12 protein-coding genes and 3 pseudogenes are annotated in these 16,195 nt (G+C 67.0%); 5 read left to right on the forward strand and 10 right to left on the reverse strand.

Annotated features, from left to right (window positions below):
• The first annotated feature begins 49 nt into the window (after nucleotides 1-49).
• From ACFFII_RS15590 to ACFFII_RS15600, 3 genes are all read left to right on the forward strand, one after another.
• The gene (locus ACFFII_RS15590; RefSeq protein WP_377699790.1) at nucleotides 50-2,329 is read left to right on the forward strand and encodes a CehA/McbA family metallohydrolase; all 2,280 of its coding nucleotides are present in this window, start codon (nucleotides 50-52) and stop codon (nucleotides 2,327-2,329) included.
• Nucleotides 2,330-2,680: 351 nt separating this feature from the next.
• Nucleotides 2,681-3,205, forward strand: a complete 525-nt coding sequence (locus tag ACFFII_RS15595; RefSeq protein ID WP_377699792.1) for a heme oxygenase-like domain-containing protein — start codon at nucleotides 2,681-2,683, stop codon at nucleotides 3,203-3,205.
• Nucleotides 3,198-5,795, forward strand: a complete 2,598-nt coding sequence (locus tag ACFFII_RS15600) for a GAF domain-containing protein (RefSeq protein ID WP_377699793.1) — start codon at nucleotides 3,198-3,200, stop codon at nucleotides 5,793-5,795. The genes ACFFII_RS15595 and ACFFII_RS15600 overlap by 8 nt, the downstream gene beginning before the upstream one ends.
• 90 nt (nucleotides 5,796-5,885) lie before the next feature.
• On the opposite strand, the gene ACFFII_RS15605 is transcribed toward ACFFII_RS15600, so the two are convergent.
• From ACFFII_RS15605 to ACFFII_RS15620, 4 genes and pseudogenes are all read right to left on the reverse strand, one after another.
• Complete coding sequence (locus ACFFII_RS15605; RefSeq protein WP_377699794.1) at nucleotides 5,886-6,359, reverse strand: cell wall hydrolase; 474 nt, start codon at nucleotides 6,357-6,359, stop codon at nucleotides 5,886-5,888.
• 194 nt (nucleotides 6,360-6,553) lie between these two features.
• Nucleotides 6,554-7,216 carry a DMT family transporter gene (locus tag ACFFII_RS15610; RefSeq protein ID WP_377699795.1) on the reverse strand — a complete coding sequence of 221 codons (663 nt, stop codon included), beginning with the start codon at nucleotides 7,214-7,216 and terminating at the stop codon, nucleotides 6,554-6,556.
• Nucleotides 7,217-7,385: 169 nt separating this feature from the next.
• A pseudogene (locus ACFFII_RS15615) lies at nucleotides 7,386-8,141 on the reverse strand (transposase).
• A gap of 64 nt (nucleotides 8,142-8,205) precedes the next feature.
• Nucleotides 8,206-8,437 (reverse strand): annotated as a pseudogene (locus ACFFII_RS15620) (transposase); the annotation flags it as partial.
• A gap of 109 nt (nucleotides 8,438-8,546) precedes the next feature.
• On the opposite strand from ACFFII_RS15620, the pseudogene ACFFII_RS15625 reads away from it, so the two are divergent.
• Nucleotides 8,547-9,722 (forward strand): annotated as a pseudogene (locus ACFFII_RS15625) (IS3 family transposase).
• A gap of 365 nt (nucleotides 9,723-10,087) precedes the next feature.
• On the opposite strand, the gene ACFFII_RS15630 reads toward ACFFII_RS15625, so the two are convergent.
• From ACFFII_RS15630 to ACFFII_RS15640, 3 genes are read right to left on the reverse strand one after another with little or no spacing between them, the layout of a single operon-like run.
• The gene (locus ACFFII_RS15630) at nucleotides 10,088-10,408 is read right to left on the reverse strand and encodes a hypothetical protein (RefSeq protein ID WP_377699796.1); all 321 of its coding nucleotides are present in this window, start codon (nucleotides 10,406-10,408) and stop codon (nucleotides 10,088-10,090) included.
• On the reverse strand, nucleotides 10,405-12,885 hold the full coding sequence (ctaD, locus tag ACFFII_RS15635) for a cytochrome c oxidase subunit I (protein WP_377699966.1): 2,481 nt from the start codon (nucleotides 12,883-12,885) through the stop codon (nucleotides 10,405-10,407). The genes ACFFII_RS15630 and ctaD overlap by 4 nt, the downstream gene beginning before the upstream one ends.
• 14 nt (nucleotides 12,886-12,899) lie before the next feature.
• Complete coding sequence (locus tag ACFFII_RS15640) at nucleotides 12,900-13,574, reverse strand: cytochrome c oxidase subunit II (protein WP_377699797.1); 675 nt, start codon at nucleotides 13,572-13,574, stop codon at nucleotides 12,900-12,902.
• Between the two features lie 21 nt (nucleotides 13,575-13,595).
• Between ACFFII_RS15640 and ACFFII_RS15645 the strand changes: the two genes are divergently transcribed.
• On the forward strand, nucleotides 13,596-14,213 hold the full coding sequence (locus ACFFII_RS15645; protein ID WP_377699798.1) for a DUF2231 domain-containing protein: 618 nt from the start codon (nucleotides 13,596-13,598) through the stop codon (nucleotides 14,211-14,213).
• On the opposite strand, the gene ACFFII_RS15650 is transcribed toward ACFFII_RS15645, so the two are convergent.
• From ACFFII_RS15650 to ACFFII_RS15660, 3 genes are read right to left on the reverse strand one after another with little or no spacing between them, the layout of a single operon-like run.
• Nucleotides 14,180-14,695 (reverse strand): CopD family protein, encoded by a 516-nt coding sequence (locus ACFFII_RS15650; RefSeq protein WP_377699799.1) that lies wholly within the window; start codon nucleotides 14,693-14,695, stop codon nucleotides 14,180-14,182. The two genes, ACFFII_RS15645 and ACFFII_RS15650, sit on opposite strands and share 34 nt — an antisense overlap.
• A complete protein-coding gene (locus ACFFII_RS15655; protein WP_377699800.1) occupies nucleotides 14,692-15,420 on the reverse strand; it encodes a cytochrome c oxidase assembly protein in 729 nt (242 codons plus the stop codon). Before ACFFII_RS15655 ends, ACFFII_RS15650 begins: the two co-directional genes overlap by 4 nt.
• The gene (locus ACFFII_RS15660; protein ID WP_377699801.1) at nucleotides 15,417-16,172 is read right to left on the reverse strand and encodes a hypothetical protein; all 756 of its coding nucleotides are present in this window, start codon (nucleotides 16,170-16,172) and stop codon (nucleotides 15,417-15,419) included. The genes ACFFII_RS15655 and ACFFII_RS15660 overlap by 4 nt, the downstream gene beginning before the upstream one ends.
• Nucleotides 16,173-16,195 lie beyond the last annotated feature (23 nt).

Consider the following 16,195-nt stretch of genomic DNA (forward strand, 5'->3'; position numbering starts at 1 on the left):
GTCTAATCGATGCTCTTGCCGCTATCCCAACACAGGAAGGTTCCCCCGGATGAATGCGCGTTCAGCACTGATTGGCGGTGCGGCCATTGTCCTTGGCCATGCGGCTTTCGCCGACGTGACGGTGACGCGGGGGCCGACCCCGATCCCCGACGGCGAGGCGGTCGCCGCCGGCGACATCACGGTGCAGAACGACCGTCTGGCCTTCACCCTGGCCGTTGAGTCGCAGGCTCCCTGGGGCGTTCCGCGGGGCGTCATCGTCGATATGGCCCCGGTCAGGAGCGGCGTGCCCGATCTCGATCGCATCGCCTTCGCGGATTTCATCCCCAACAACTGGTCCGGCTGGCCGAACACCCGCCAGCAGGTCGAGGTCCTGACCGAGACGCCGGAAAAGGTGGTCGTCCGCGTCATCCGCGATTTCGGCGAAGCCGAGATCCAGACGACCTACACGCTGGAGGAGGGGTCGGATCGCATCCATCTTGCGACCACCATGACCAACAACGGGTCCGAGGTGCTGGCCGACCACATGTCGGGCTTCACGCTGTGGCCGGACACGGGCTACCTGTTTTCCGTGCCGGGGCTGGCCGGCGAAGACGCGGCCACTGCCGAGAGGGCATTGTCCGACCGCGTCGTGGCCTATGACCGCGACTGGTTCATTGCCCTGCACGCGCCGTATTTCGACCGTGTCGAATACAAGTCGAAGGACCTGTATCTGCTGCATTCGCTCGCGCCCGGAGAAAGCCGGACCTTCGAGGGATGGCTTCAGGCCGGGCCCTCCGGGGATCTCGCGCCCGTTGTCGCGGCAGAGATCGACCGTGCGGGGACACCGGGCGGCACGCTGACGGGCCGGATCGCGTCGGACGGCAAGGCCGTCGAGAACGCGGTGCTGGTGGTCGAGAAGGAAGGAGCGCCCTTCGCCTGGACCCTGACGCCGGACGGGACCTACTCGATGACCCTGCCCGCCGGGGAATACAGCGTCTACGGGACGGCCGAGGGATATTCGCAATCCGTCCCACGGACGCTGACCGTGGCCGCAGGCGAAAGCACGACGCTTGATTTCGGCGACCTGCAGCCGCCCGGAACCGTGTCCTTTGCCGTGACCGACACATCGGGCAAACCGCTCGATGCCAGGATCGGCATCGCCGAAGGCCAGACGCCGGTCGTCGAGTTCTTGGGACGGCGGACGTTCTTCACCGAAACGGATGCACCCGGGAAGACGCAGGCGACGTTGGCGCCGGGCGATTACGTGCTGTCGGTCGGCCATGGCGCGGGCTTCCTCGGCAAGGCGAAAGAGGTTGCGGTCACCGTCGCCGCCGGCGGCAGGATGGATGTTCCCGTCGAGCTTGAACTGCTGGCGCGTCCGTATGAACAAGGCTGGTTCGCCTCGGACATGCACCATCATGCCGACCAGCTCGAAGGCACGACGCCGCCTGCCGATCTCGTCCGCAGCGAGCTGGCGGCCGGGCTGGACCTGATCTTCGTCAGCGACCACGACACCACCGTCAACCATGCCGAGCTTGCCCGCATCGCCGAAGCGCGGAACATCCCCTTCATCCCCTCTGTCGAGCTTTCGCCCTCGTGGGGGCATTTCAACGCCTATCCGCTGACCCTGGGCGAGCCGCTGCAGATCGACACCTCCACCGCGACGGCGGCCGAGGTCCTTGCCGAAGCCCGCCGCCTCGGCGCCGATGCCATCCAGTCCAACCATCCGTTCATTCCCTATGGCTACCTCGCCAGCCTCGAGGCCGGGACGGTGCCGGGCGGATTTGCGACCGGAATCGACCTTCTTGAACTGAACGGCCCGGAGGACGACGCGAAGGTGTTCGAACGGGCCGGCCAGCTCTGGACCCGGGGGCAGCGCATCTATCTTTCCGGCGGCTCGGACGCCCATGACGTGTGGGTGGACGAAAGCGGGCAGGCCCGCGCCTATGTCCATGTGCCGGGCAGCCTGACCGCCGAGGGCTTCGTCGCAAACCTGAAGAACGGTCACGCCTATGTGACCCGCGGTCCCCTCATCATCCCGTCGGTGATGTTCGGCTCGGACCTGAGGGCGCAACCCGGCGAACCCCTCGGGCTGTCCTTCGACCTCACCGCTGCGAACGGCCTCGCCAAGGCGACCCTTGTCGGGCCGCAGGGCGAGATCGAGAGCCGCAGCCTGGAGGGCACGCCCCTGACCGGGACGGTGGAGTTCAAGTCCGTGATGCCCGAGGCAAACGGCCAGGACGCACAATGGGTGGCGCTTGTCGTGGAGGATGCCGAGGGCAAGATGGCATTCACGAACCCGGTCTGGCTGAAGCCTCTCACCCAGGCGGACCTGCTTCCCTCCAGGTGACCTTTCGGCGGCCGAGCGGTTCCTCAGAGGGCCCGGCGGCGCAGATGACACTCGATCTGGTCGCGCAGCCGGGCTGCGCGCATCAGCTTGCGTTGCCTGTCCGCTGGCCAGGCGCCGCCAGGCCTAAGCGTCATTCTGCCATGGAAATGCCCGGTTCCGCGACGCCCTGAACCGGGCGCTTGCCAAGCGTCCCCAGGGCTGTCACCCGCAGCCTTCGGGGTCGTCATGGGGCGTCTTGCCCTTGACACCTCCTCTCAGGACGTGAGGGTAGTCCCCTCGCCCGGCGTCCTTGTTGACGCGTGTCTTGCCGAAAGTGGAATATTGAACCAGGCTGAAAGCCTCCGCACCAGATTGCGAGACGACACGCGTGCCGCGCATGAGCGCGTCGATGCCGTCTACCGATCATGCGATATCGCAGGGCCGCACGGTCTCGGCCTGTTCCTGTCGGATCACCTGCGCGCCTTTTCCGCCCTGTCGCTGACAGAGGGCGCGGGATACGCCCAGGCCCAGGAATTGCGCGCAGAGTATCGCCACGCGCTGGAAGCCGATCTTGCCGCCCTGGGTCTTCCACTGCCGGAAGCCCGCGAACCGCTTCGGGTCACGGGAGTTCCGGCGTTGTATATCTTCCTTGGATCGCGGCGCGGTGCCCAGATGATGCATCGCCACTGGTCGGCTTCTGCCTGGGGCGAGGCCCGTTCGGCCGGCAGGTTCCTGTCGCTGGACCCGCGCAATGCCGACTGGCGCCGGCTTTGCCTCGGCCTGTCCGCGCGGCCGGGGCAGGGCCCCGAGGCCGATCACATGGTTGCCCAGGTCAACGCCATCTTCGGCCTGTTTGATCCCCGGTCCGCCTCCGTTCCGAAAGGACGTCATGACTGAAAGCACGCTTCCGAAGATCGCCGCCGAACCGGCCCGCGACACCGTCACGCAAGAGATGATCGATGCCTGCGCGCAGGAGCAGATCCAGTTCCTGGGCCATGTCCAGGACTTCGGCTGCCTGCTGGTCGTGACGACGCAATGGATCGTGCGCAACGCCTCGGCGAACTGCGGGGCGATCCTGGGGCTCGAATCCTCGGCGCTGATCGCGCAAAGGCTGACCGACATCCTGCCCGCATCCACCATGCACACGTTGCGCGGCAAGGTGCAGGTCATGGGCCGGGCCGATCAGGGCATCCGCCTTTTCGACGTGGATGTGTTCGGGGATGGCCGCGGCTTCGACATCGCCATCCACAGGGACGGGCCCGTCTTCCTGATCGAGTTCGAGCGCAAGAAATCCGACCGCGTGCGCGACCCCGGCGCCGTGGTGCAGTCGCTGGTGCCCCGGCTCGTGCATGCGGAAGACCAGGACGAACTGTGCGCCATCGCGACGGATGCGGTCTGGGCGCTGACCGGCTTCGACCGGGTGATGGTCTATCGCTTCGAGCCGGATTTCAGCGGCGTGGTGCTTGCCGAAACGCTCAGCGGGGCCGGGGCCAGCTACATGGGCCACCGCTTTCCCGCGTCGGACATTCCGCCGCAGGCGCGGGCGCTTTACACGCGAAACCTGATCCGGATCATCGCGGACGTGGACGCGCAGGTCCATCCGATCGTGCCCCCGCATGCCCCGAACGGCGTGCCCACCGACCTGTCGCTGTCCATTACCCGCGCGGTGTCCCCGATCCATCTGCAATATCTGCGCAACATGGGGGTGCGGTCGTCGATGTCGGCCTCGATCCTGGTCGAAGGCGCGTTGTGGGGGATGATCGCCTGCCACCACGAGCAGCCGCATTACGTCGATTACGAGACCCGTTCCGCCATCGAGCTGTTCGCCCGGCTGCTGGCCTATGAGCTCGGGCTGCGTGCGCGGCAGGAGGAAAGCCGGCAGGGCGCGACGGCCCTCGAGGCGCACGAGCGGATCTCGATCATGTTCGAAAGCGCCACCGCCGCGACCCCGGATCTGGCCGCAGTTGCCCGCGAGATCGGCCGCGCGGTCAGGGTGGACGGCATCGCCCTGAGGGTCGGCGGCCATTATCACGCGTCCGGGCTGGTTCCCTCAGCCGAGGAATTCGGGACATTGATGGATCACGTGGCCCGCAACGGGTCGAGCCGGGTATTCAGCGCCGACAACCTCGGGCAGGTCTGTCCCGGCACCGTCCCGCAGGAGCGCGGGATCGGGGGCATGCTGGCGCTGCCCATCCACAGCCGCCGCGGCGACGGCGTGATCCTGTTCCGCCGTGAGATGACACAGGACCTGATCTGGGCGGGCCGGCCCGCAAAGGAGAAGCTGCCCGATGGCCGCCTGTCGCCGCGCACCAGCTTTTCGGCCTGGCGCGAGCAGCGGCGCGGCTTCTGCGAAAGCTGGACTGCGGGGGACCTTGCCGCGGCCGAGGTGCTGCGCGTCAGCCTGCTGGAGATCACCCTTCGCCTCAGCGCCGAACGCGACCGCCGCAGCACCACCCGCAACGAGCGGCAGGAGGTCGTGATCGCCGAACTGACGCACCGGCTGCGCAACATCTATTCGACGGTTTCGGCCATGATCGAGTCGGGGGCGGATGGCGGTGACCCCGCTCTGCAGGCCTATGTCGCCGAAACGCAGGAGCGGCTTGCCGCCATGAAGCGGGCAAGCGACGTCCTGACCGAACGCGGGCATCAGGAAACCTCGCTGCGACAGCTGATCCTGGACGAAGTCCGCGTCTATGGTGGCTCGACCGGCGAGCGGGTGGAATATGCCGGCGGCGACGTCATGCTGTCGTCCCGGCAGCGCTCGGCCCTGACGCTGGTGATCCATGAACTGACGACCAATGCGGTGAAGCACGGGGCGCTGGGACCCTCGGGCGGGCGGCTGCAGGTGACCCTCGGCGAACAGAAGGGCGGGGTCGAGATCCGGTGGCGCGAACGCGGAGGCCCCGTGGTGTCCGTGCCCCATCGCGTGGGCTTCGGCAGTGCGCTGATCGAACAGGCGATCCCCCACGAACTCGGCGGAACGGTCACAACCAGCTTTGCCCCCGAAGGCTTCGAGATGACGATGCAGATCCCGGGTCTTTCGATCCGGCCCGAAGCGCCTGCGCCTGCGGCCCAACTGCGGCCTGCTCCGGCCCAGGCGGACGACATCCGCCTTTCAGGCCGCGTGCTGGTCGTCGAGGACAACATGATCATCGCCATGAACGCCGCGCAGAGCCTGCGCAGGCTGGGGGCCGAGGATGTCGTGATCGCCGCCAGCCCCGACAGGGCCCTGTCGGTCCTGGATGAAACGACGCCGATCAGCTTTGCCGTGCTGGACCAGGATCTGAACGGCCTTTCATCCGAACCCGTGGCCGCGCAGCTGGAAGGCGCCGGCGTGCCCTTTGTCATGGCGAGCGGGCTTGTGCCCGAGGCCGAGGACGTCGGTGGCGTCTTCGGGCGCGCGGTCTGGATCGAGAAGCCCTACAGCAGCGAGGCGATCGGACAAGCCCTGCGCCGGCATTTCAGCGACCGCTTTCCCGAGAAGTGAACCCTTCGATCAGGAGGGAGGTCCGCCGACGAAGGATGCAGCGGACGGCGGGGCCGCAAGCCGGATTTCCGCGCAGTCAGCGCATCCTTGTCATGACCTTGGTCGGGTGATGCCCTCGATGGCGGGCCGGGGGACGGGCTGGGTCACATGCTCGGGCCGGCGCCGTTCGTAGAAGGCGTTTCCGCCCGTGGTCAGCACGTAATGCATGTTGTCGTAACCGGCCCGGTAGCTTGCCGCATGGAAGAACTGCGCGTCGCCGATCATCGGATGACGCTCGCCCCGCATGACGGCGATCGCCGCCTCTCGGACCATGGGCGCCGAGCGCTTGTCCATCCTGCGCGTCATCACCCCGGGGGCGAACTGGTTCTTCTGCGAGACCACCCCGCAGACCGTCCGTGGATACTGGCGCGATGCGACCCTGTTCATCACGACGCTGCCGACCGCGACCATGCCGTCCCGGCTGGAGCGGTTCGACTCGAAATACATTGCGCGTTCCATGCATTCGAGTTCGGAGTGCCGCTTGAACATGCCGCATCCGGACAGGGCCGCCATTGCGGCTGCCATCAGGACGAGGTTCCGGGCAGTGCGACGAGATCCCATGGGCTGCTGCTCTTCAGTTGAACTTGCCGCACCTTGTCCAAGGTGGCCGGGAACAGCAAGGCGTCGGCTGTCCTGAGGTGACGAGCAGTCGTCTGCAACAGGCTTGGCATCTGAATGCCCGGCCATGGAAAAGACGCCCCGGCCGGGCTGCCGCCCGATCACGCGGCTGCCTTGGCCCTGCGGCTCAGCCGCAAGGCCGTGATCCCGGCCAGGATGATCAGGGTCGAGCCAATCACCGTCCACAGGTCCGGCGTCTCGCCAAAGACCGTGACCCCTGCGCTCATCGCGAAGACAGGGCGGGTATAGCGGAAGGGGGTGACCGCACCGACCTCTCCGGTCCGCATGGCGATGGTCAGCGAGGTATAGGCCCCGATCCCCGCCAGCGAGGCTGCCGTCAGTCCGAGCCATCCAGCCGCATCGGGCCAGACCGGAGCGGGTCCAAAGGGCAGGGCAATCAGCCCCGCCACGATCAGCATTGCGAAGCCCGGCACGCCCAGTTGCCGGAAGGACAGCGTCGGCGGCGCCGCGCGGGTGGCGAGGTCACGCCCGGCGAAACCCAGCATGCCCAGTACGGCAAGCAGCGACAGTGGCCCGAAGCCCTCGGTGCCGGGGCGCAGGATCATCAGCACGCCGGCAAAGCCCGTGGCCACCGCCAGCCAGCGCGGCGGCCCGATCCTTTCCCCGAAGATCAGGCGGGTGGTGCCGTTGTCGAAGCTCAGCGCCGGGGCGAGATACGTCTTGTCGTCGGCATAGCCCGGCAGGTCGGGGTTGGCCTCATGGTAAAGCCCGGTCAGGCGGAGGGCAAAGCGGTCGTCCGCCACGGGCCGGACCAGCCGCCCGCGATCTGGGCGCGGTCGTTGCCGCCGGTCGTCGCCTCGATCTCGCAGAAGGGTTCTTCCTTGGAGCGCTTGGTGACGATGTTGACGATGCCGCCCGGCTCTGTTGCACAAATCGGGTAATTGCCGAGGTTCCGCTTTTTCCCGGACAGAGCTATCCCACAGCTTCAGTGACAGGAATGCCGAGGGCGATGTACCTGTTCAGGACGGCAATACGGACCTGCAGTTCGGCGACCCGGGGGTCGAAGTCCCGCGCCATGAGGCGTTGCCCCACCAGTGTCACGCAATGCATCCAATCGCCGGCAAAACGATCCCCCGGATCGTTTTCTGGCCCGGCTCATATCTTGCCGTGGCTTCGGCGCAGGTCACCGCTCCATCGTCGCCCTGGCGCCCGGCCCCGGTATTTCGGCGCGCGCAGGGCCTTGTTGCGCGCCGCGGCGCCGGCAGGGGCGGTCTTTCATGGCTTTGCGTTCCTGCGGGGCGGGATCACGGCGAAAGCGCCGCGGCCGGCGACCGCATCGTGGCACTTGCGGGTGTCGCAGGCGCGGTCTGCATTCGCGGGGCTCACCGCTGCCGATCTCCTTGTCCGCCGGGATCTGGTTGAGCAGGTCGGGCAGGACCGGGGCGTCACCGATGTGGCTTCCGGTGATCCCGACGGCCCGGACCTCCAGTGTTTCCTCGTCGATCCCGAGGTGGATCCTGCGCCCTGCCGAACAGCACCTTCATGGAAAGGCAGGTCTGGATGGCGGCATTGCTGCAGGTCTGCTGTCGGCCACGTCGACCCGTCGCCGCCGCCTCCCAGATCATCTCCGGGTCGAAGCAGATCAAACGGCGAGCCTCGACGCTTGAGCGCTTCATTGCAGGCCGGCCAGTTCGTGGTCGTGCAGGTCAGGCGCGTGGGTCTGCTCAAGCCGACCAGCTACCATGCTGGACTCGCGACATGAATTACTGAAGGGATTTGTGCAACAGAGCCACTTATCCAGACTGAGGTGGGAAACAAGCTTCTTCAGCTTGCATTCTCCCCCTCGCGCTGGCGCAGGTGCCGCATCTCAGAGGGCATCAGCCCGGCATACTTCTTGCGCCAAATGTGGAAAGTCGCCTCGTTGATCCCCGCTTTCCGGCACACACCTCGCCAATGGCCGCGCCGTCCTCCGCCTGCCTCAGCATAAAGGCGATCTGGGCCTCGCTGAACGTCGATCTTTTCATGGGTCCTCTCCGTCTCCTCCGCCCGAATCTAAATGGTCTTGGCCCCTGAAACTGGTCCGATCTGACGACGAAATTTCGGGCACCCTTCGGAAGCAAGAGGAGTGCCCAAATGGCGAAGAGACGGTTCACGGACGAGCAGATCGCGTTCGCCCTGAGGCAGGCAGAGGCCGGCACGAGTGTCGGCGAGATCTGCCGCAAGATGGGCGCGGGCGGAAGCTACGTTCTACCGCTGCAAGAAGGTCTACGCCGGGATGGGCGTGTCCGAGATCCGGCGGCTGAAGCAGCTTGAAGAGTGAGCCTGCGAACGCCAGCGGTTCGAGAGAGCAAGAGAGCAACTCGAAGCTGAAGCGGCTGGTCGCAGACCTGAAACTCGACATGACCATGCTGCAGGATGCGCTGCGAAGAAAGTGGTAAAGCCTGTCTGCTGCCGTGAAGTCGTCCGCCATCACCAGGAGGTCTTCGCGCTGTCGGAGCGCCGGGCGTGCCGGGCCATGGACTTCGGGCGGGCTTCCACAGATACCGGTCACGGCGGGTTCCGGCCATGGCGTTGCGGATGCGGCTGAAGGAGATGGCCGAGGCGCGGGTGCGCTATGGCTATCGACGGCTGCATGTCCTGCTGCAACGGGAGGGCTGGCACCTGAACCACAAGCGCACCTGTCGGCTCTACAGCGAGGAAGGGCTGTCGATCCGGGCCCGAAGCCCTAGGCGCCGGCGAGCGTGCCGCTATCGCTCCGGCCGGGCGGACGCGGCCGGGGTGAACGACGTATGGGCAATGGACTTCCTGTCGGACAAGCGCTTCGACGGTCAGCCCTTCTGGATCCTGACGATCTTGGACTGCCACACGAGAGAAGCTCTCGCGCGTGTTGCGAGGACAAACTTCCGCGCCTGCCAGGTCGTGGCGGAACTCGACCGGATTGTTCGGCAGCGTGGCAAGCCGCGCAGCATAAGGGTCGACAACGGCCCCGAGTTTGCCGGCCGGCTGCTCGACCAGTGAGCCTACCTGAACAAGGTCGAGCTGGACTTCTCCCGCCCCGGAAAGTCCACGGAGCGAGCCAGGTCCGCCACCGGTCCGAGGACCATGGCGAGCGCCTTCATCGAGGCGTTCAACAGCCGGTTGCGCCAGGAATGCCTCAACGCCTCATGGTTCCTGTCTGTGGCGGACGCCCGCGATCGGATCGATGCCTGGAAGATCGACTACAACGAGCAGCGACCGCACTGAGCGCTCGGAAACTTGACCCCGAGCGCCTTTGCGGCCCAACTGAAACCAGCCCGGAAGGTCGCATGAAGCCCGGACCAAAGGCGGGGTGAAGGCCATAAACTGGAAAATCCCAGCTCGGCGCGGTCCAGAAGGCAGTCAGCAGGTCGTGAGCCGATCCACATGCATTTCCTGCGGTCAGTCGCGGAACTGCCGACAGCTTATGCGCTGAGCGAGGTAGAGATTACCCGGAATTTCGAGCCAGTCCGCCCGTCAGAGGGGCTCACAGAGCAATCTTCAGAACCGGCAGGTCAGACGTTGACGACCCTCAGGCCGCCGCCCCGCAAGCGCTAGGTGTTCAACCCGGCGAAGCGATATCCCGGCACTCGTGGGGACTTCGATGAAGGTTTCCTTATCGCGGCCCCTCGGCGGACCTATCCGTTGCTCCCGCCATCTCACAGGCAAAGCGAGGTGGTCACCACCGGCATGAGGCTCCACACTGTGGCGACCAGCGCGACATAGCCCAGGATCGTGGCGACCCGCTGTACCCAGGGCTGGGACGAGGCGAAGCGCGGCCTGCGCAGGGCGACAAGCAGGGCGGCCTGCAGCCCGATGGCGGCGATCCAGGCCGCGACCAGCACGCCGCGCCCCTGGCCGAGGCTCAGCCCCGCCGCCCGCCACAGGTCCGAGCAGATGACGCCCTCAAGCCCGTAGACCGCACTGAAGGCGGCGATCCAGACGGTGACGGGGATCGAGATGCGCAGGATGTCGGTCATGCCAGCACCCCCGGCAGCCAGGCCGCGCCAAGGCCGAGTATGGCGGTCAGAACGGCATAGTCGATCCACAGCCGCACCACCCGCGCCTCGCCGAAGCGGCGGGGGGAGATATAGCCGGTGCCGATCCGGCACAGCAGGAACAGCACCATCAGCCCAACGACACTCGCGTGGAAGATGACATAGCCCGCGATCACCCACAGCGTGGCATCATAGGCATGGGCGTTGTAGGTCGTGCCCATCATGATCGTGGCGGCGGCGGTCCCCAGGGCGGCAAGGCCTGCGAGGCTGGCCAGCAGGCCCAACCAAGGTGCACCATCGTCACGGATCGCGCGGTCGCCCAGGCGGATTCCGCCGCTGGCAAGGGCCGTCCCGGCCAGCGCCAGCACCGGCCACCAGAATCCGGCCTGCAGGATCTGCGGCGGCGGCCAGTTCGGGGCCACGGTCCAGAGGAAGGCATAGCCGAACAGCAGCGAGCCGAAGAGGACCGAGTTCGCCAGCAGCAGGAACAGGGACCCCCACCAGCCGGGCGGATGGGCGACCTCGGTATGGGGGGGCAGGAAGACGCCCCGGCCGGCGTCCAGCAGCCCCTCGTTTCCGCGGGACCCGTTGGCCCAGGCCCAGACGAGCGCCAGCACCGTCACGCCGGCGGCGGCGATGAACATGAGCAGGTACCACTTGAACACCGGCGCCATGAACATGACGCTGGTGACGACGGCCATGACGAAGGGCACGATCGTGTTCTTCGGGAAGACGGCAATGAACTCGGGCTCGCCCCGCGACACGCTGACGGCCAGCGACTCGCGCCGGTTGCGGGTGGGTTCGCCCAAGAAGCCCTCGCCACGCGCGATCTGCACGGGCAGGTCGGGGTTGTCATGCAGGGGATAGCGGCTGCTGACCACCGGGATCGAGGCGACGTTGTAGGCCGGGCCGGGGATCGGCGTCGCCCATTCCAGCGTTCCCGCGTTCCACGGGTTGCGCCGCCCGCGCACCGCGACAAAGGCGTTCACCGCCACGTCAAGGATCACCAGCCCGAAGCCGATCGCCAGGATGAAGCTGCTGATCGAGGCGAGGAAGTTGATGAGTTCCCACCCCGAGCCCGCCTCGAAGGTGTCGATCCGCCGCCGCATTCCCAGAAGGCCCGCCCAATGAAGCAGCAGAAAGGTCCCGTGGAAGCCCACCATGACCAGCCAGAAGGCCGTCTCGCCCATGCGGAAGAAGCGCTTGCGCCCGGTCAGCACCGGCAGCCAGTAGTAGATCCCGGCGATCATCGGAAAGACATAGCCGCCGATCAGGACGTAATGGAGGTGGGCGACGACGAAGTAGCTGTCATGCGCCTGCCAGTCGAAGGGTACCATCGCCACCATGACGCCGGTCAGCCCGCCCATCACGAAGGTCACGAAGAAGCCGAGGATCCACAGCATCGGCAGGTGCATCTCGGGGCGGCCCTTCCACAGGGTGCCGATCCAGGCGAAGATCTGCACCCCCGTGGGCACCGCGACCAGCGTCGAGACGGCCGAGAAGAAGGCCAGCCCCATGTGCGGGATGCCGGTGGTGAACATGTGGTGGACCCACAGCCCGAAGCTGAGCACCGCCAGCGAGATCGCCGCCGCCACCACCCACCCGTAGCCCAGCAGCGTGGTGCGCGCCATGACCGGCAGGACCATCGAGATGACGCCCGCGGCGGGCAGGAAGATGATATAAACCTCGGGGTGGCCGAACAGCCAGAACAGGTGCTGCCACAGCAGGCTGTCGCCGCCGTGCTCGGCCTGGAAGAAGGGCATGTCGAAGGCCCGCTCCAGTTCCAGGATCAACGAGCCGAGGATCATCGGCGGGAACGCGGTCAGGATCATCACCGCCACGACCAGCATGTACCAGGCGAAGATTGGCAGCTTGTCCAGCGACATGCCGACGGCGCGGTAGCGCAGCACGGTGACGACGACCTCGACCGCGGCGCCGATGGCCGAGATCTCGATGAAGCTGATCCCCAGCAGCCAGATGTCGGTGTTGATGCCCGAGGAATAGGCGCTGGAGGACAGGGGCGGATACATGAACCAGCCCCCGTCCGGTGCGACCCCGGCCACCAGCGCCACGATCATGATCGTCGCCCCGATCATGTAGCACCAGAAGCCGTAGGAACTGAGCCGGGGAAAGGCCAGATCGCGCGTCCCCAGCATCCCCGGCAGCAGGAAGACCGTCAGCGCCTCGAAGAAGGGGATGGCAAACAGGAACATCATGATGGTCCCGTGCATCGTGAAGATCTCGTTGTAGATCTCGGGACCCATGAAGGCCGACCGGGGCGAGGCGAGCTGCGCCCGGATCAGCATGGCGAGGATGCCGCCGGCCAGGAACATGCCGGTGGCGCCCAGGATGAACATGGTGCCGATGGTGTTGTTGTTGACCGTGGTGAGCACGCCCTTCCAGCCGGGATCGTTCCGCCAGATCGGATACAGCGCCTTGTGCAGGCGCAGCGCGGTCATGCGTTTCTTCTCGGTCACGGCAACTCCTCGGCCAGAAATGCGTCCCAGGCGGCGGCATCATGGGCAATCACGGTGAAGCCGTGGGTGCGGTAGCCCGTGCCGCTGAACTCGGCGCTGACGCCGGCGTATTCTCCTGGCTTCCACGCCTCGAGGCGCAGGACGTTCACGTGGCCGGGGATCGCGTCGAGCTTGCCCGCCAGCCGCGGCACCCAGAAGCTGTGGATCACGTCGGCGCTGGTGATCCTGACGTCGACGGGGCGACCCGCCGGGATGTGCAACGTGTCCTCGGTCACGCGGCCGGGCGCGTCGGGATAGGAAAAGCGCCAGGCCCACTGCCGCCCCTCGGCCTCGACCGCGACGACATCGGGTCCGGGGCGAGGCAGCAGCCGCTCGCCGATCCACAGCCCCCATGCGGTCAGGGCGGCCAGCACGGACATCGTGAAGCCGAGACCCAGCCCCTTGATCCAGAGCGTCTCGCGCCGCCTGTCCGCAGCCTCGTCCGAAGGGCGGCCGCCGCGGCGGAAGGCAAGGGCCAGCAGCACGGCCACCAGCAGGAGTATCGCCGCCGCGCCTCCCAGCATGACCCACCAGAGGGTGGCGATGATGTCGGCCGCGGGACCCGCGGGATGGACGGCCGACAGCCGCTCCTCGCAACCAGCCAGCACAAGGGGCGTTGACCCCCCGACCATGATCCTGAGGGGAAGGCGCCGATGGCCAAGGACCAGAACGAAACGCAGGACGACGGCCCGGGCGGCCCGCAGGGCGGAAGCCAAACCAACGAGGCGCCACGCAAGGGCAAAGAGGGCAAAGGCAAGGAAGCCGAAGGCGAGTGGCAGGAGGGTCGTTACGAGGACCCCATCGCCGACCTGCCCGGCTTTCACCAGACCTCCTCGCTCATCGCGATCGCGGGCCACCCGCTGCACGCCATGAGCGTGGCCTTCCCCATTGCGCTGACCTTCTGCACCTTCGGCGCCGACCTGTTCTACTGGTGGACGGGCGACAGCTTCTGGGCGCGGGCGGCGCTGTGGGCAGCGGGCATGGCCTTCCTGATCGGCGTCGCGGCGGCCTTCACCGGCACGCTGGAACTGCTGTTCGTGCCCGGCATCCGGGTGCGGGCCGCGGCTTGGACCCATGCCGGGATCGCCGTGGTGCTGTTGTCGATCCTGGGCGCGAACTGGGGCTATCGCCTTTACGGCTACGAGGAGGCGGTGCTGCCCTACGGCATCCTGCTTTCGGGCTTCAGCGTTTTCATGGTCGGCGCGACAGGGTGGCATGGCGGCAAGCTCGTCTTCGATTACCATCTGGGCACGTCCGAGACCGGCAGCTGACGGTCGCGCGGCTCGGTCAGCCAGCCGGGCAGGGGGATCTCTCCCAAGTCCGGTTTCAGCAGGACGAGCGCCAGGATGGCGAGGACGGGCACCAGCAGGAGCAGCAGCGGCAGGCGCGGCCCCGGCGGCTCGTGCCGCCCGTCCGTTTCCCCCACCTTGACGATATGGTGGCCCACCCAGGCGTGAAAGCCGATCAGCAGCGCCACGAAAACGAGCTTGGCGAACATCCAGGGGACAAACACCTCGCGCAGGAAGATCAGCCAGGTACCCGCGACGATGGCTGTCACCGCCGCGGGCGTGATGACCCAGACATAGCTGATGTGCGAGGCCAGGCGGATCCGGGTGAAGTCGGCCTGCCCGATCGCCGGGTCATGGCGCGCCAGCATGACCGGCAGGCCGAAAAGGCCGCCGACCCACAGCGCCAGCGCGATCACGTGCAGGGCCTTGAGGTGCGGGATGACCGGTTCCAGCCACCCGATCATGTCGGCCGCGCCTGCAGCCGCCGCCAGCCCCGCAGCGCCACCAGCGCGCCGAAGGCCGCATATGGGATTCCAGCCGGAACCCACATGATGATCCCGCCCAACTGCTGGTCGGCCAGCGGGGTAAATCCCCAGGCCAGCGGCGCCCACTGGTGAATGGCGTAAAGTGGCTCGGGCGCAAAGGTCAGCAGCGCCCCCAGAAGCCCCATCTGCATGTAGGCCCCGAGGATCGCCAGCCCCGCCTGTCCGGTCGGCTGTCCGGGCGCCAGCACCGCCCGCCAGAAGGCGATGGCCGAGCCGAGCAGCGTCGCCTGCATCACCCAGTAGATGCCCATGTTCGCCATCGCCGCGTCATAGGCCTGCGGCAGGTGCCAGCCCCACAGCGCCGCCGTCGCGATCAGGAACGCCGGCGTGGCCGGGCGCGCGACCCGAGCGGGCCAAGCGAGCGCGATCAGCGGCGCCGCCACCGCCACCAGCAGCAGGTGATGGACCACCCGCGCCGAGAACAGCGCCGCCGACAGTGCGCAAAGGGGCGAGACGAAGGCCACTACCAGCACCGCAACCGCCGCCACGCCCGCTCTCGAACGGGCAAGCACCAGCGTCGATGCGGCCAGCGCCGCCAGCAGCAGCGGATCGAGGTTCCAGTCTCCCCAGATTTCCCCGGGATCGGGGGCAGGCCCGCAATAAAGCCCGGCGAAGCTTCCCGCGATCAGCGCATTCGGGATCATGCCGCGGCCCTCGTCCCGGCAGCGGCGGAATCGGGCCGGATGCGGACGGGAACACACTCATGGGCGGGGGTGCCCGACAACTCGTCGTGATAGTGCACCGGCACCAGCGGGTTCAGTTCCTGATAATATGTGGCGACGCAGCCGTCCGGCAGGTCGTAGCCGACAAGCCGAAGGCCCCGAACCACCCGTTCATAGCCATCCTCGATCGCGCACTCCAGCTTGACGGCTTGCCCTTCCTTCAGGCCCGGACGCGACATCTCCTTGGGGTTGATCAGCACGATCTCGCGCCCTGCCAATCCCCGCAGCCGATCCGAGATTCCGTAGATTGTGGTGTTGAACTGGACGTTCGAGCGCAGCGTGGCCATTGTCAGCTCGTCGCGGCCTCCGGGTTTGTCGCCCAATACGCTGATCGTTTCGGGCGCGGTGAACCCGGCCTTGCCACCTTCAGTCCGCCATATCCGCTGGCGTGCCTTGTTGCCGCGATGGAAGCCGCCGGGGGTAAGCAGCCAGTCGTTGAAGTCCCGGAACTTGTCGGGATGGGTCGCCTCGATCAGGTCGCGTATCAGGCCATAGTCGCCAGTGGCAGCGGTGTAAAAGGGGCTGTCCTCTCGCTGCTGGGTGGATTCGGCCCCGGTGGGCTCGTCCTCGCTCATCATTCTGCTCTCTGGGCTGTGGACATGCAGGCGCCGGATCAGGCGTATCGGCAACACGAGTGCACCGTGCCGGGTTCCAGCGCCGACGGCAGCCTGCATCGCGCGGCGAAGGCCGCGATGCC

The organism is Paracoccus niistensis (assembly GCF_042432925.1).
Classification (GTDB): domain Bacteria; phylum Pseudomonadota; class Alphaproteobacteria; order Rhodobacterales; family Rhodobacteraceae; genus Paracoccus; species Paracoccus niistensis.

Bases quoted from the DNA above. Each gene is read 5' to 3' on its own strand.
- ACFFII_RS15590 (WP_377699790.1), top strand. From the start codon at position 50: ATGAATGCGCGTTCAGCACTGATTGGCGGTGCGGCCATTGTCCTTGGC.
- ACFFII_RS15600 (WP_377699793.1), top strand. From the start codon at position 3,198: ATGACTGAAAGCACGCTTCCGAAGATCGCCGCCGAACCGGCCCGCGAC.
- ACFFII_RS15605 (WP_377699794.1), bottom strand. From the start codon at position 6,359: ATGGCAGCCGCAATGGCGGCCCTGTCCGGATGCGGCATGTTCAAGCGG.
- ACFFII_RS15630 (WP_377699796.1), bottom strand. From the start codon at position 10,408: ATGACCGACATCCTGCGCATCTCGATCCCCGTCACCGTCTGGATCGCC.
- ctaD (WP_377699966.1), bottom strand. From the start codon at position 12,885: ATGACCGCGCTGCGCCTGCACAAGGCGCTGTATCCGATCTGGCGGAAC.
- ACFFII_RS15640 (WP_377699797.1), bottom strand. From the start codon at position 13,574: ATGGTCGGGGGGTCAACGCCCCTTGTGCTGGCTGGTTGCGAGGAGCGG.
- ACFFII_RS15645 (WP_377699798.1), top strand. From the start codon at position 13,596: ATGGCCAAGGACCAGAACGAAACGCAGGACGACGGCCCGGGCGGCCCG.
- ACFFII_RS15650 (WP_377699799.1), bottom strand. From the start codon at position 14,695: ATGATCGGGTGGCTGGAACCGGTCATCCCGCACCTCAAGGCCCTGCAC.
- ACFFII_RS15655 (WP_377699800.1), bottom strand. From the start codon at position 15,420: ATGATCCCGAATGCGCTGATCGCGGGAAGCTTCGCCGGGCTTTATTGC.
- ACFFII_RS15660 (WP_377699801.1), bottom strand. From the start codon at position 16,172: ATGCAGGCTGCCGTCGGCGCTGGAACCCGGCACGGTGCACTCGTGTTG.